Below are 13824 nucleotides of genomic sequence, written 5' to 3' on the forward strand. Positions count from 1 at the left end.
TTTTTTTAGATCTAATATTCATTTGTAAAAGGAAGGATTTTATGCGTATTCAAATATTGATGAAGCAGATCTATACGCTGCTCGCTGCTAATAAAACCAATGTATCCGTCCGGTCTAATAACGTACAGAGCATCTTTTTGAAGCCCTGCTTTCTTCAAGTAAGGGTTCCAAGAAAACTCGTGCAAGGAGAAGTCTTTTTCTTGCATGCTCTTTTTTAGCTTCTTTGCTGCTGTTCCATAGACATGTATTTGCCAGTTTAAAGACTGTAAAGATTCAAAATTCCCTTCTACATAAGGTAATCGATCACCACTTTGCACATTTGTCCCTTGCCCGCTGCTTAGGTCACTATTTCGATACTTAATGCGGATTTGAGATAAAATCGTAAATGCTTTGTGACGGGGATAAGAGAAACGAAATAAAAAGGATAGTACAGGCGGAAAGATATGCTTCCTAAAAAACTGACTCGTTTTATCTCGTGCCACCATTCGTTTAAAAGCGCGATCAGTTGTATTTACAAGCAGCTCTGCAAAAGGCAACCTTTCTTCTTCGTATGTATCTAATATGGAAAGTGCCGCTTTGTGTTGAAGGACAGCTGCTAATTTCCATGAAAGGTTGATTGCATCTCCAATTCCTGTGTTCATTCCTTGTCCGCCTGCAGGACTATGAATATGGGCTGCATCTCCACTTAGAAAAATACGCCCCTGTCGGAAACGATTTGCTACTCTGTGATGGATATGATATGTCGAGAACCAATTTATACCCTCAATCTGAACACCAAATGTTCGTTGAATAAAAGCGTGAATGTTTTCAGCTTTTACATCGTTTTGATCTCTAAAAGCTGAAGGAATAATGCCGATCATTCGATACGTTCCTTTACTTCTAACAGGCATACAAATCAAAAATTCTTCATTGCTAAAGGAAATACTGATTTTTTGATCCTTCATCACTTCACCGGAGCCGTGAACATCCATCACATAAAAATGCTGTTTATATTTTTCTCCTTTAAACTCTATCTTCATTTGCTTGCGAACGGTACTGTGTGCTCCGTCACATCCACAAATATACTTAAAATAAGCGGTTTCCTCTTGCTGGGCTTTTAATAAAGTTTTTACCCCTTCTCCGTGTTCAGCTAGAGATAGTAACTCCGTCCTCCATTCTACTTCGATTCCAAAATTTTTTAATTTTCCAAGCAAAAACCGCTCGTGGTCGTCCTGTGGAAATGTAAGAACAAAAGGAAAAGGACTTAATCCTTCTCCTAAAGAACCTAGATGAACTTTTGCTTTTATTTTATTCTTCACTCGGATGTATAAATCTTCCATCTTAATCCCGCTGTCTATGACTTCATCTGCAAAACCGAACTGCTGATAAAATTCAAGTGTTCGCGGTAAAATAGCCATTGCCCGGGAGGCTTGCCCAGGTCCGTCGCTTCTATCAATAATTCGAAAAGGAATGTTATGTCTGGCTAAATTGTAGGCCATAACGAGGCCAGTAGGGCCGGCACCAACGATTAGGATTTGTGGATTCATCATCATCTCTCCTTTTCATTCAGTTACAGTATCTTTTATATTGAGCGAGACTTCTCTTTTTTTACAGAAGATGCAGGTAAAGCAGAAGCAAACAGAGCACACAAACTTATTAAAGAGATAAGAGCTAGAGCAGATACAGAAGGATTCCATGTCAGATGTTCTCCAAAGAAAAATAGTTCTCTTACGCCATCTACCATAAATCTCATTGGCAGCCATGGATAAATCAACTCTCTATAAAAATCAGGCATAATTTCTGGGGCTATTGAAAGCAAAGGTGCGCCAAAAAATAGAACAATAACAAAAATCGGAAGTCCCTTTAGTCCTAGCCATGAAAGTACGGCTGATATCAAGGTGAAAAAACTGAAGTAAGCAATAGCTAAGAATAGTGCTGTATCCAAAAATGAAGGAACGCTTATTCCAACTACTTCAGCCAGCCACGCTAGCCCGAAACCTGCAGCTAAAGCAAGTATAACCCCGATGATTACGAATCCTACTTGGTTAACGATTTTCTCTTTACGAGAAGAAAACGTGATTTTTTGAATGCTGAGGAAGATCATTGCAGCACCGGCTATACTTGCCATCCACAGCGGCTGAAATAATGAAACGGGGGCATTTCCGTTGACACTATGAGTCCCTGTTTCGTTTACGTTTATCACTGTCTTTTGAATCGGTGCAGCGAGTGCTAATGCTTGGTTTGCACTTAGTTGCGTTCCGTTTTGTTCAAATCTTTTCACTAGCTGCAAGCGCATATTTTCATTCATCTTATCAACTGCCCCGTTTAGCACCTGACTTGCTAGGATTGAAGCAGCTGTATTCATTCCTTGATTCACTAATAATTTAACAGCAGGTGCATCAGGCTTAGCCGTCTGAAGAGTCGCCTGTTTTTTTGTGAAATCTTTTGGAATGATAAGCGCCCCGTAGTATTGTTGATTATTTAACCCTTTTTCAACTTCTTTAGTATTTGAGACAAAGATCCATTTAACCGAAGACTGTTCGGTACTTGCCTGTTTCATATTTTGTTTCATTTGATTTCCTATATTTACATTACCCTTTGCTGGAACTGTCATTCCTTCGTCAGCATTTACGAATGCGATTGGCAAATTCTTAGGTGCTGAGCTTGCCGAAGGAATTAAGGTTAGAATAAAGATAAAAATAACAGCTACTACTATAATTGGTGAAAAATATATAAGCTTTTGATTCCCTAATTTCATATAGATCTCTCCTTTTTGTTTTAAGGATATACACGTTAACGAAAAGATAATGTACATGATGTTGATTAGGGGTCACTATGTAAATTATAATGAATTTACATGTATTCTCAATATGCAATAATAGCGGGAATGTCGATTACTTAACACAAAGCATATAACTGTTCATTATTAAAGAAAAAGTAGGTGTTTAAAAGCCGTGGGGAATTCAAAAACAGATCGCAGAATTATTCGAACGAAAAGATTTATCCGAGATGCTTTGACAGAATTAATGGAAGAGAAAGGGTTTGAAGGTGTAACGGTCAGGGATTTGACGAAAAAAGCGGATATTAATCGCGGAACTTTTTATTTACACTACCAAGATAAATACGATTTGCTTGAAAAAAGCGAAAATGAAGTTATTCAAGAAGTAAAAGAATTTATCAAAAAGGCAAATCCCAATGAGATGGTGTCTGCTAATTTAAAAGAACAGCCTTTGCCGTTTATTATTACACTTTTTGAATATATTCAAGAAAATGCACGTTTTATGCAGGTTATGCTTGGTCCAAAAGGCAACCCTGGCTTTCATCTTAAAATTAAAGAAGTTATGAAAACCAATATGCTCGAAAAATTAGAGCTCATTGATAATAAAACGCCTCCGCTTGTTCCACTTGAACATTTAATATCTTACGTAACGTCAGCGCATCTTGGAGTTATTCAGCACTGGTTAGAACAAGGTATGAAGCAGTCACCGGGAGAAATGGCCCTGACACTCGCTAGCATGACTTTTTTGGGTCCTGCTTATGTTGCAGGCATTAAACGAACATAAAAGAACCTGCTATTCTCTAAGAAAATAGCAGGTTCTTTTTATTAACCTTCTAGTAATAAAGATTCTGGATCTTCTAATAGTTCTTTAACAGTAGCTAGGAAGCTTACGGCTTCTTTGCCGTCAACGATACGGTGATCGTAAGAAAGTGCAATGTACATCATCGGACGATTTTCGATACGCTCTTCATCAATTGCTACCGGACGAAGCTGAACTTTATGCATTCCTAAAATACCAACTTGAGGCCCGTTTAAAATTGGTGTAGACATTAATGAACCGAATACGCCGCCGTTTGTAATTGTGAACGTTCCACCTTGTAAATCTTTTAATGCTAATTTGTTGTCGCGCGCTTTTTTCGCTAAATCAACGATAGATCCTTCGATACCAGCGAATGTTTTGCGGTCAGCATCACGTACAACTGGAACAACAAGACCGTCTGGAGCTGACACAGCAATACCGATATCATAGAATTTCTTAATTAATAACTCGTTTCCTTGAATTTCAGCATTTAATAATGGATACTTTTTAAGTGCTGCTACTACTGCTTTTGTAAAGAATGACATAAAGCCAAGTCTTACGTCGTGCTGTTCAAAGAATTTGTCTTTGCGTCGTTTGCGAAGAGCCATAACAGCAGTCATGTCTACTTCGTTAAACGTTGTTAGCATAGCCGCTGTTTGCTGAACTTCAACGAGACGTTTGGCAATTGTTTGACGACGACGTGACATACGTTCGCGTTCAACAGGTTTGTCGCTATTTTCACTTGCCGCTGGAGACGGAGATACCGGGTTAGCTGGCTTACTTGCTTGTGCCTGCTGCTTTTGCTCATTTGATTTTTGGTCTGCATACGAATCAATATCATGTTTGCGCACACGGCCAAGAGGATCAGTAGTTGGCACTTGATCTAGCTTAATCCCGCGTTCTCTTGCTGCTTTGCGGGCTGCAGGAGAAGCAATTAGCCATTGTTTTTGATTTCCTTGCTGAGGCGCTTCAGCTGCTGGCGCTACTTCTTCAACAGTTTTTTGCTGTGCTGGAGCCGCTTCTTGCTTTGGTGCTTCCTCTGCTTGTTTTTCTTCAGCTTTTGGTGCTGCTGGTGCTGAAGCTCCTTCTTTCGCTTCAAGACGTGCAATTGTTTCACCAACTTGCACTGTGTCTCCTTCGCCAGCAAGAAGTTCCGTTAACACACCAGAGTCTTCAGCTGTAATTTCAACGTTAACTTTATCTGTTTCAAGTTCAACGATATAATCGCCTTTTTCAACGAAATCTCCTACTTGTTTTAGCCACTGTGCAACTGTTCCTTCAGAAATTGATTCTGCTAATTCCGGTACTTTAATCTCTCCCATGGTTCATTCCCCTTCCTTATCGTGTAACAACGTCGTTAGCAATTTCATTTTTAGTTAATGCATCTTGTAAAATACGTTCTTGTTCTTGTCTGTGAACTGTTGGATCTCCTTCAGCTGGACTTGAGCGTCTTGTGCGGCCGATGTAGTCAACCGTAGCTCCTTCTGGTGCTACTTCACGCAGTCGATCTTCTACATAGTTCCATGCGCCCATGTTTTCGGGCTCTTCTTGTAACCAGACAATCTCTTTTAAATTTTTATAGCGAGCAAAGATTTCAGCAATTACGCGTCTTGGGAACGGATAAATTTGTTCTAGACGAAGGACGTGTAGCCAATCTTTATCATCTTCTGCTTTGTTCAAGCGTTCCGTTAATTCACTGCTGATTTTTCCGCTGCACAGAACGATTCGTTCAACTGCATCTTCTTTTTTGCCTAATCCAGGCTGTTCTACTACTAAGCGGAAAGAGCCTTTTGTAAACTCTTCAAGGTTTGACACACTAAAAGCATTACGAAGCAAACTTTTTGGTGTCATAACTACTAGCGGTCTTACTTCTTCGCGCTGTAAAATGGCAGCTTGTCGTCGAAGTAAGTGGAAATATTGCGCAGCGCTTGTTACGTTTGCGATTGTCCAGTTGTTTTCTCCAGCTAGCTGTAAATAACGTTCTAGACGAGCGCTTGAGTGTTCTGGCCCTTGACCTTCATGGCCGTGTGGCAGCAATAAGACCATTCCAGATTTTTGTCCCCACTTAGCACGGCCCGCGGCAATAAACTGGTCAATAATAACTTGACCTGCATTGGCAAAATCACCGAACTGTGCTTCCCAAAGAACAAGCGTTTCAGGAGCAAATACATTATAGCCGTATTCAAATCCAAGCACGGATCCTTCAGATAATGGACTGTTACGGATATCAAAGGAAGCGCTTACGTTCTTCATTGCGTGTAGTGGTGAGTAAACATCCCCTGTCTTATGATCATGAAGAACAAGATGTCTATGTGCAAATGTACCACGTTCAGAGTCCTGGCCTGTAATACGAATTGGCGTGCCGTCTCTTAAAATCGTAGCAAATGCAAATGCTTCACCCAATGACCAATCTACGCTTTCATTTTCTTCAAACGCTTTGGCACGTTTAGATAAGATGCGATCAAGTTTTGGAAATACGTTAAATCCTTCAGGGTATTTCACCAGCTCTTGATTTACTTCAAACAGCTCTTCTTTTGTAACCGATGTATCAATATCTGAAATTCCTTTGAAGACTGCTTGTGGCATTTCCATAATTCTATGTTGCTTTTCAGCTTTTGGCGGTACTTTCTCATAAGCTGCTTTTAACTTCGCTTGTAACTCTTCATTAATTTGATCTGCTTGGCCGCTTTGAATCACGTTTTGTTCTTCAAGCTGCTTTGCATACATAGCACGAACGGTTGGACGTTTTGTCACAATTTCATACATCTTCGGCTGCGTTACAGACGGTTCATCCATTTCATTGTGGCCAAATCGACGGTATCCAATTAAATCAATCAAGAAATCTTTGTTAAAGCGTCTGCGATACTCATAAGCAAAATAAGCAGCAGCTAAACAGGCTTCCGGATCATCCGCATTTACGTGAACAATTGGAATTTCAAACCCTTTGGCTAAGTCACTTGCATATTTCGTTGAACGAGAATCGACGCTTTCTGTTGTAAACCCAATCATGTTGTTAGCAATAATGTGGATTGTTCCACCTGTTTGATAACCAGTCAATTGATTTAAGTTCAGCGTTTCTTGTACAATACCTTCACCAGGGAACGCAGCATCTCCGTGAATTAAAATCGCGAACGATTTTTTTACATCTTGTTTTGGGTATCCATTCACATCACGCTCATCTTGAGCCGCTCTTGTAAACCCTTCCACAACCGGATTAACAAACTCCAAGTGACTAGGGTTGCTAGCCAATGTCAAACGAGCTCGAACTGTGTTCTCTGCTTTAATTTGTTTGTCAGCACCCAGGTGATATTTTACGTCTCCCGTCCAGCCGTAGTTGATACCGATTGAACCTTCTGAAGGAACTAATTCCTTGTTAGGTGCATGCTGGAATTCTGCAAAAATCATTTCATACGGCTTGCCTAATACGTGTGCCAATACATTTAAGCGTCCACGATGAGCCATACCGATATTAACCGTTTTTGGGCTTGTTTCCACTGAGCGTGCAATCAGTTCATCTACAAGTGGAATTAACATATCTACGCCTTCAATAGAAAAACGTTTTTGTCCGACAAATGTACGGTGTAAAAATTGTTCAAAGCCTTCTACTTCTGTTAAACGCTTTAATACAGAAGTTCTTTTCTCATTTGAAAGAGGTTGGAAAATAGCACCTGACTCGACCATATCAGTCAGCCACTTATTCTCTTCCATGTTATGTACGTGATGGAATTCAAACGCAATGGTTTTTGTGTAGACATCTGTTAAATAGTTAATTGCGTCTAAACCATTTTTGACGTGTGATGGCGCATTTGTACATAAAATATCAACCGGAATTGATTTCAAATCTTCTTGCGTTAAATTGTAATCTTCCAAGTGAAGCAAGACAGGATCTTTCTTCTCGCTTTCAAGAGGTTTAATTGATGCGTATAGATGACCATAAGCACGGATGTTTTCCGCTAGCTTAATAGCCGATGCAATTTTAGATGTGTTAGCTGAAGGTGCAGCCTGTGCGTATTCAGCTTGCTGAACCTGCTCGCTTTCGTTTAATGGAGGAGCACCCCAATAATCAAATAATTCTTTTAACTCTGGATCTACTAGATCTGACTGCTCTTCATATAACTCATACTGTTCTAATACATAGCCATAGTTCGGACCCAAAAATCCTTGCCAAGGCTCCCCTCTATTCGACGTTTCGTTACCCATGATAAAACCCCCAACGAGTTATAATAATTGTCGTACTCAACAATCTTTCCATTTTGAATGTCGATTACCTTATCGTCTGACATCTTTACAACGAGTGATAAATCTCACTGCGTGTGTATCTGATATCTGCTTATATTTTACCACTCTTTTACTCGTCAATCAAAATGAAATCGCTATATTTCTTTAATTTTTTTTACTTTTTTAATAGTCTTACTACTTTTTGAAAGCGTTTTATAAGTAAAGCTGATTAAAGGTCGAATCAGGTGTTAATTAATTGTTATTGACCTAGCTTTTGGCAAAATTAAATTGCTTGAAATATATTTTATGACTATTAAAAAAAAGAAGCAGCGTTTTGCTTCTTTTTTAAAACTCATCTACGATTTTTTCAACGTCTTCAAAATAACCATCATCTACTTCTGTAAGCTTGTTGCTTTTCGCCGCTTCGAGTAAATGAGTGAACCAAGTTAGTTCTACTTTCAAATGCATAATCGTGCGCATAATGATCGACAGATTTGCAATGGAATGATCCACCTTTTTAACTCGGTACAAATTTTGCATTTTTTCTAAATAAGCTGCCGTTTCCTCAATCTTTTTTTCTAAAGAAGAAGCCACTTTTTCTTGATCGACGTAAGAAGTAAATGAAAGCGCAGCATAAACTGGTCTATGCATATGCTCTTTTTTTAATAGCTGTTCAAAATAAAGGCGCTCAAATTCTTCTCTTCCTGTATCCGTGATAGAATAAACGGTCTTTTCAGGTCTGTTCGTCTCTCGAATCACATCGACTACTTTCACCAGCTGATTTTTTTCAAGCGTATCAAAAGCATAATATAAAGAGCCGCTTGCCAGTTTAATATAGTGCTTCATTTGTCTTTCATTAATGGTTTGCTGAATTTCATAAGGGTGCTTGTTTCCTTCCATTAATAAACCCAATATGACTAATTTAACACTCATAACACTTTTCACCTCTTGACATGCATCTTATTTAGTAAAAAAGCACGAAAATCTTCGTGCTTTTTCTATTTTTGAGCTGCAGGTTCCTTAGCTTCTACCCGCTTTTTAGGAGGAACTTCCACTCGTTCATTTCCCATTAAAAAGACAGTAATAATAGCTACTGCAATTGGAATAAGAGCAAGCATAAATGCATACGTGATCGATGTAGACATAGCATCAACAATCTTATCTAATATTTGAGGCGGAATGCTGTTTCGGGCACTTGATTGAAAAACTGCACTCGGATCTCCTATTTGAGAAAATGCTCCTTGTGATCCATTTCCCATACCTTGAAAATTGCGCTGCAGCTCATTTGTAAATGTATTGCTTTGAATCGTTCCAAAAATCGTAACTCCCAGCGTCATTCCTAAAGAACGCGCAAATGAGTTCGTTGAGTTGGCAGAACCTCTAAACTGTGGATCCAGCTTATGCGTTGACGAAGTTGGTAAAAGAGAAAAGCTAAATCCTACGCCAAACCCAGTCAAAATCATGAATACCGTCAGCATCCAACGAGGTGTATCAGGTTCCATTGTTCCTAATAAAAACATTCCTACTGCAAATGAAAAAACAGACATAACCATTAAATTTCGGAAGCTTGTTTTTGTAAGAAAAATCCCGCCGATCGCACTTCCTGCTACCGACCCTAACATCATTGGAGTTAAAATTAAACCTGCATTTGTAGCAGAGCCTCCATAAACAGCTTGAACGAAAATAGGAATAAATACCGTTAAAATAATAAACGTTGCTCCGTATAAGAAAGCGAGAATTTGTGATGTTGCAAATAAACGGCGTTTGAACATCCAAAACGAAATAATCGGCTCTTGCGCCCGTTTTTCTACAAAAAAGAAGAATGATAGCGCCACAGCAAAGATAACGAAAAGAGATAAAATTTGTGGAGAAGACCACTCATACTCTTTTCCTCCAAGCTCAAGAGCAAACATTAAACTGACTACTGAAATTACAAGAGTGGCTGCACCAGCCCAGTCAATTTTTTGCTTTTTATGACTTTTTGACTCTTTATAAAAGCGTACGATAAAAAATAATGACAAAAGTCCAATCGGCACGTTCACATAAAACACCCAGTGCCAGCTGATATATTCTGTAATGTAGGCACCAAGAAGCGGGCCAAATACGCTTGCTGAGCCAAAAACAGCACCTAGTAACCCAGTCATTTTCCCGCGCTTTTCGGGAGGGAAAATATCAAATACAATGGTAAAAGCAATCGGAAGAAGCGCTCCTCCTCCAATCCCTTGAATCGCCCGGTAGATACTTAGCTGCACAATGCTTTGCGCTAGGCCACACAATGCAGATCCAAGTAAAAATACCGTCAATCCAAAAATAAAAAACCGTTTACGGCCGTACATATCAGACAGTTTACCAAATATCGGCATACCTGCCATCACGGCAACCATATAGGCGGACGTAACCCAAACAAACTTATCTAACCCACCTAGATCAGAAATGATTTTCCCCATAGCCGTTGCTACGATGGTATTATCCATGGCTGACATAAAAATACCGAGCAGCAATCCTGCTACGATAAAACGAATATGTTTTTCCGATGAAACCATTTCAGTTCCTCCTTTCGCATCATCTTTCTTGATGAACAGAAATGATAATTACTTAAATTATTATATTCAAATTTGAGTATTTTACAATCTTAAATGTGCTATTTTTTAGAAATAAACATAAAAAAAGCGTAATGAACTCATTACGCTTTTACTGTGAGCCGAGGCTCTAATTCAATTTCAACATTTCCTTGGATGGCTCTTGAAATCATACAGGATGTTTCTGCTTTTTTTATAAGTCGACTGATTTTTTCTTCTTGAGCCATAAGTTCAGGTGTGATGATAACGTGAGGTTTGTGAATAATTTTTTCGTATGTGAATACACCATTCGTCACGTCCACAACAGCTTCTGATTCCATCGTTAAAGCTTCCTGACGGATTCCGCTTCTTTCGAGCATCGCCGCAAGCGTGATAATATAGCAAGTGGCTGCTGCTCCTAGCAGCATTTCATCTGGATTTGTTCCTACTCCTGGCCCGTCCATTTCTGGCGGAATAGAAATTTGTGTTTTTAATTGTCCTGATTCAATTGTACCTACTTCATTTCGACCTCCTGGCCAATTTGCTTGCAGGTGAAAATGGTGTTTTGCCATAGTTTATCCTTCTTCCTTCTATATAATGATGTGTACCTAGCGTACCCTTTTTATGTATAAAATAAAAATGTTCTGCTTGTAACAGCAAAAAGACTGCTAAGCAGCGCAGTCTTTGTTTTCTCTTAACTTAAAGGTACTTTCTTTTCGCTTTCAACGAAAGCTTTGATTAATGATGGCAGCCAGTCCTGCAGATTTGTAAATGAATATCCCCAAAAGCTAGCTTTTTCATTGCTCATTGTCCAAGAATGATCTACTCCGTACGGAGAACTATTTTCGTCTGTTAAACGAGAGGTTGTTTTTGCTGTTTTACCCGCTGCTTGTTCAATATATGAAAATAAATTTTTGAGTGAAATGGTACCATTTGAACAAGCATTAATCGGCCCTTTTAGCTTCTGCTCTGCACACCAGACTAAAAATTCACCGGCTTCTTCCTGTGAAATAAAGTTCATTTCTGCTTCGATAGCCGGTACACCAATTTCTTCTTCATGCATAATTTTTTCTACGTGAAAACGTAAACGATCCGTATAATCATCTTTTCCCATTACAATTGGAAAACGGACAGCCGTTACCGTAAACGGTGCTTTTTGAAAAAATACCGCTTCAGCTTGGCGTTTTCCTTCTTGGTAGGAAATATTTTCACGGCGTGTATATGAAATAGGATACTTGTATGGGTCAAAATCTTCTTCATAACACGTTTTTTCTAAAGAACCGTATACTGAAAGAGTCGAGGTGAGTACATAGTGACTCGTACTATGACGAAAAGCTTCAACAGCCACAGCTGCGCCGTGTGAAGAATAGCATATTTGATCGAAGATAACATCCCATTTTCTTCCTCGTGTTGTTTCGATTACAGAATCTTTTTCTACACGATCAAGAAAAATCCGTTCAACTCGGTCGCCGAAATCATCTGGTGTTTTACCTCGCGTTGCTAACGTAACCTTAACTCCTTTAGAGAGCAATGTCTGGACTAAATTTTTTCCAAAAAAACGAGTTCCACCTAACACAAGTGCTGTTTTCATCTTTTTCTCCACCTTTCGTATTTGATATGGGTAACCATACCATTATTATCCAACTTTTTTGTTCATAAAGCTATGAATCTTTCCGCTTATTTTTTTATATTCGCCCCTATTTTTTCGCCACTGTCGTGTTAAGATGTACATATCTAACAAAAAGGAGCGACAGTGATGAATCCTTCTCCACTTCCCCTTAACGAACGCCTTGATGTTCTTGATATTATTCGGGGTATTGCTTTGCTAGGCATTTTCTTAGTAAATATCCCTGCTTTTGCTTATCCGATATTTATTTTTCAAATGTACGATATTCCTTATGAATATAAAGGAATCGATGCTTGTATTGATTTATTCCTGCTGCTGTTTGTTCAAGGAAAGTTTTTTACGATTTTTTCTTTTTTATTTGGACTTGGATGCGGAATCTTTTTGCGTAGAGCTGAAGAAAAGCATTACTTTGCCGCTGCTTTATGGTCAAGAAGAATGGCTTCTTTGCTATTAATCGGACTTTTTCATCTTGTCTTTTTCTGGTATGGAGACATTTTGCATGTGTATGCTATTGGCGGTTTTTTATTGTTGTTTTTTTATAATCAAAAAACCAAGACGATTTTGCTGTGGGCAATAGGCTTGCTATGCTTTTTTTATCTTTTGGCTTGCATGCAGTTTTTTATTCCAGCCCACGTCTTGCAGGAGGCTCAGTTGGAGTATAAGGTTTTACATGAACATGCCTTAGTCCAATATTTATCCACCTACAGGCAAGCAGACTATTTATCTTGGCTGTTTTATCGTTTGAATGTTGAAGTGGTACCTATGCTATTAAATCTACCGTTTTCTATCTTTCCCGTATTTTCTATGTTTTTATTTGGCTTATATACTGCTAAAAAAGAATTAGTACATAGTATCGAACAAAATCGTTCCTTTTTTAAGAAAATTCAGTTAATAACAGGTGCAGCAGGTTTTACTTTAACTATCATTCTCGCTATCTTAAAACTAGAAATTTTAAAATATGGACTCTATCAGCAGTCGGCTATTCACCTTTTTACAAGTTTGAGCGGCATTTTTCTATGTTTTTTTTATCTTACCACCTTACTGTTATTCCTGCAATTTTCTCCTTACGCTTCGATGCTGGGTCTTTTTAAGTATAGTGGAACAATGGCATTAACAACTTACCTTAGCCAAACTTTAATTTGCCTGTGGATGGTTAGAGACTTTGGTTTATACGGAGCTCTTACCTTAACAGAAAGCACGATTATTTGTCTCATTATATATACACTCCAGCTTTTTTTTAATAAGTGGTGGCTTTATTATTTCTATTACGGTCCGTGTGAATGGTTATGGCGGAGCTTTACATACCGATCTTTCCCGCCTCTCAGACGGAATAGAAAAGCTTCAGCTTAACAGCAAATCGGCCTTCAAATTTGAAAGCCGATTTGTCTCCTTTACTGCAAAGGAGGTATGGTTATTCGTTTAATTCCATTTGTCTCAAACTCTCGTATATACTCCATTTCTCGATGAAAAATTTGCATAAAAACTTCATTTTTTATTTCTTTAATGGGTCCTATTTGTTCTATCACATCTCGTTTAGCCATGCGATAGGCTAGCGCTTCCCAAAACACTTCGTTATCGTATTCTCCAATAATATCTTGAAGAGAATCTTCATGTTCTTCTGTAAACATAACCTCACTGTTTAGCGTGTGAAAAGGTCCTTTTTCAAGGAAAGGCTCTGCATGAGAAAACATTTGTTTTTCTACATCCGTATATTCTTGTGCATGCTCATCTTCCACTCCAGAACATGCTGTGACCATCCAGTTACCTAAATAAATTAAGTCAAGCAGTTGAAAAAAGTGCGTTTCAGATAGTTGAAGTTCAATTTCGTTTTTTACAGGAGCTTTTGACATAAGCGCGGATCTCT

11 protein-coding genes are annotated in these 13824 nt (G+C 38.7%); 2 read left to right on the forward strand and 9 right to left on the reverse strand.

Annotation, left to right across the window (positions count from 1 at the left end; translation table 11 throughout):
- Positions 1-11 precede the first annotated feature (11 nt).
- On the reverse strand, positions 12-1526 hold the full coding sequence (locus POF52_RS22385; RefSeq protein WP_271995022.1) for an FAD-dependent monooxygenase: 1515 nt from the start codon (positions 1524-1526) through the stop codon (positions 12-14).
- Between the two features lie 35 nt (positions 1527-1561).
- Entirely contained in the window at positions 1562-2737 is a 1176-nt protein-coding gene (locus POF52_RS22390; RefSeq protein ID WP_176584103.1) for a YhgE/Pip domain-containing protein, read from the reverse strand.
- A 196-nt stretch (positions 2738-2933) separates the two neighbouring features.
- Here POF52_RS22390 and POF52_RS22395 point away from each other — a divergent pair, with 196 nt between their 5' ends.
- Complete coding sequence (locus POF52_RS22395; RefSeq protein ID WP_176584104.1) at positions 2934-3542, forward strand: TetR/AcrR family transcriptional regulator; 609 nt, start codon at positions 2934-2936, stop codon at positions 3540-3542.
- A gap of 41 nt (positions 3543-3583) precedes the next feature.
- Here the strand turns inward: POF52_RS22395 and odhB are convergent, their stop codons facing one another.
- The 6 genes from odhB to POF52_RS22425 form a co-directional block, all read right to left on the reverse strand.
- Complete coding sequence (gene odhB, locus POF52_RS22400) at positions 3584-4879, reverse strand: 2-oxoglutarate dehydrogenase complex dihydrolipoyllysine-residue succinyltransferase (RefSeq protein ID WP_013083702.1); 1296 nt, start codon at positions 4877-4879, stop codon at positions 3584-3586.
- A 16-nt stretch (positions 4880-4895) separates the two neighbouring features.
- Positions 4896-7757 carry a 2-oxoglutarate dehydrogenase E1 component gene (sucA, locus tag POF52_RS22405; RefSeq protein ID WP_025751267.1) on the reverse strand — a complete coding sequence of 954 codons (2862 nt, stop codon included), beginning with the start codon at positions 7755-7757 and terminating at the stop codon, positions 4896-4898.
- A 363-nt stretch (positions 7758-8120) separates the two neighbouring features.
- The gene (locus POF52_RS22410; RefSeq protein ID WP_271995027.1) at positions 8121-8708 is read right to left on the reverse strand and encodes a PadR family transcriptional regulator; all 588 of its coding nucleotides are present in this window, start codon (positions 8706-8708) and stop codon (positions 8121-8123) included.
- A gap of 65 nt (positions 8709-8773) precedes the next feature.
- The gene (locus POF52_RS22415; RefSeq protein WP_128820383.1) at positions 8774-10318 is read right to left on the reverse strand and encodes an MDR family MFS transporter; all 1545 of its coding nucleotides are present in this window, start codon (positions 10316-10318) and stop codon (positions 8774-8776) included.
- Between the two features lie 140 nt (positions 10319-10458).
- A complete protein-coding gene (locus POF52_RS22420; RefSeq protein WP_176584107.1) occupies positions 10459-10905 on the reverse strand; it encodes an OsmC family protein in 447 nt (148 codons plus the stop codon).
- 122 nt (positions 10906-11027) lie between these two features.
- Positions 11028-11924, reverse strand: coding sequence for an NAD-dependent epimerase/dehydratase family protein (locus tag POF52_RS22425; RefSeq protein WP_271995031.1), 897 nt, complete (start codon positions 11922-11924; stop codon positions 11028-11030).
- A gap of 165 nt (positions 11925-12089) precedes the next feature.
- Between POF52_RS22425 and POF52_RS22430 the strand changes: the two genes are divergently transcribed.
- On the forward strand, positions 12090-13310 hold the full coding sequence (locus tag POF52_RS22430) for a DUF418 domain-containing protein (RefSeq protein ID WP_271995034.1): 1221 nt from the start codon (positions 12090-12092) through the stop codon (positions 13308-13310).
- A 41-nt stretch (positions 13311-13351) separates the two neighbouring features.
- Here the strand turns inward: POF52_RS22430 and POF52_RS22435 are convergent, their stop codons facing one another.
- Positions 13352-13810, reverse strand: a complete 459-nt coding sequence (locus POF52_RS22435; RefSeq protein WP_016764637.1) for a hypothetical protein — start codon at positions 13808-13810, stop codon at positions 13352-13354.
- Positions 13811-13824: the final 14 nt, after the last annotated feature.

The organism is Priestia sp. AB (assembly GCF_028369225.1).
Lineage (GTDB): Bacteria > Bacillota > Bacilli > Bacillales > Bacillaceae_H > Priestia > Priestia megaterium.

Excerpts from the sequence above, each read along its gene's own strand:
- POF52_RS22430 (WP_271995034.1), top strand. The coding sequence starts at position 12,090 with ATGAATCCTTCTCCACTTCCCCTTAACGAACGCCTTGATGTTCTTGAT.
- POF52_RS22385 (WP_271995022.1), bottom strand. The coding sequence starts at position 1,526 with ATGAATCCACAAATCCTAATCGTTGGTGCCGGCCCTACTGGCCTCGTT.
- POF52_RS22410 (WP_271995027.1), bottom strand. The coding sequence starts at position 8,708 with ATGAGTGTTAAATTAGTCATATTGGGTTTATTAATGGAAGGAAACAAG.
- POF52_RS22425 (WP_271995031.1), bottom strand. The coding sequence starts at position 11,924 with ATGAAAACAGCACTTGTGTTAGGTGGAACTCGTTTTTTTGGAAAAAAT.
- POF52_RS22435 (WP_016764637.1), bottom strand. The coding sequence starts at position 13,810 with ATGTCAAAAGCTCCTGTAAAAAACGAAATTGAACTTCAACTATCTGAA.
- POF52_RS22415 (WP_128820383.1), bottom strand. The coding sequence starts at position 10,318 with ATGGTTTCATCGGAAAAACATATTCGTTTTATCGTAGCAGGATTGCTG.
- sucA (WP_025751267.1), bottom strand. The coding sequence starts at position 7,757 with ATGGGTAACGAAACGTCGAATAGAGGGGAGCCTTGGCAAGGATTTTTG.
- POF52_RS22390 (WP_176584103.1), bottom strand. The coding sequence starts at position 2,737 with ATGAAATTAGGGAATCAAAAGCTTATATATTTTTCACCAATTATAGTA.
- odhB (WP_013083702.1), bottom strand. The coding sequence starts at position 4,879 with ATGGGAGAGATTAAAGTACCGGAATTAGCAGAATCAATTTCTGAAGGA.
- POF52_RS22420 (WP_176584107.1), bottom strand. The coding sequence starts at position 10,905 with ATGGCAAAACACCATTTTCACCTGCAAGCAAATTGGCCAGGAGGTCGA.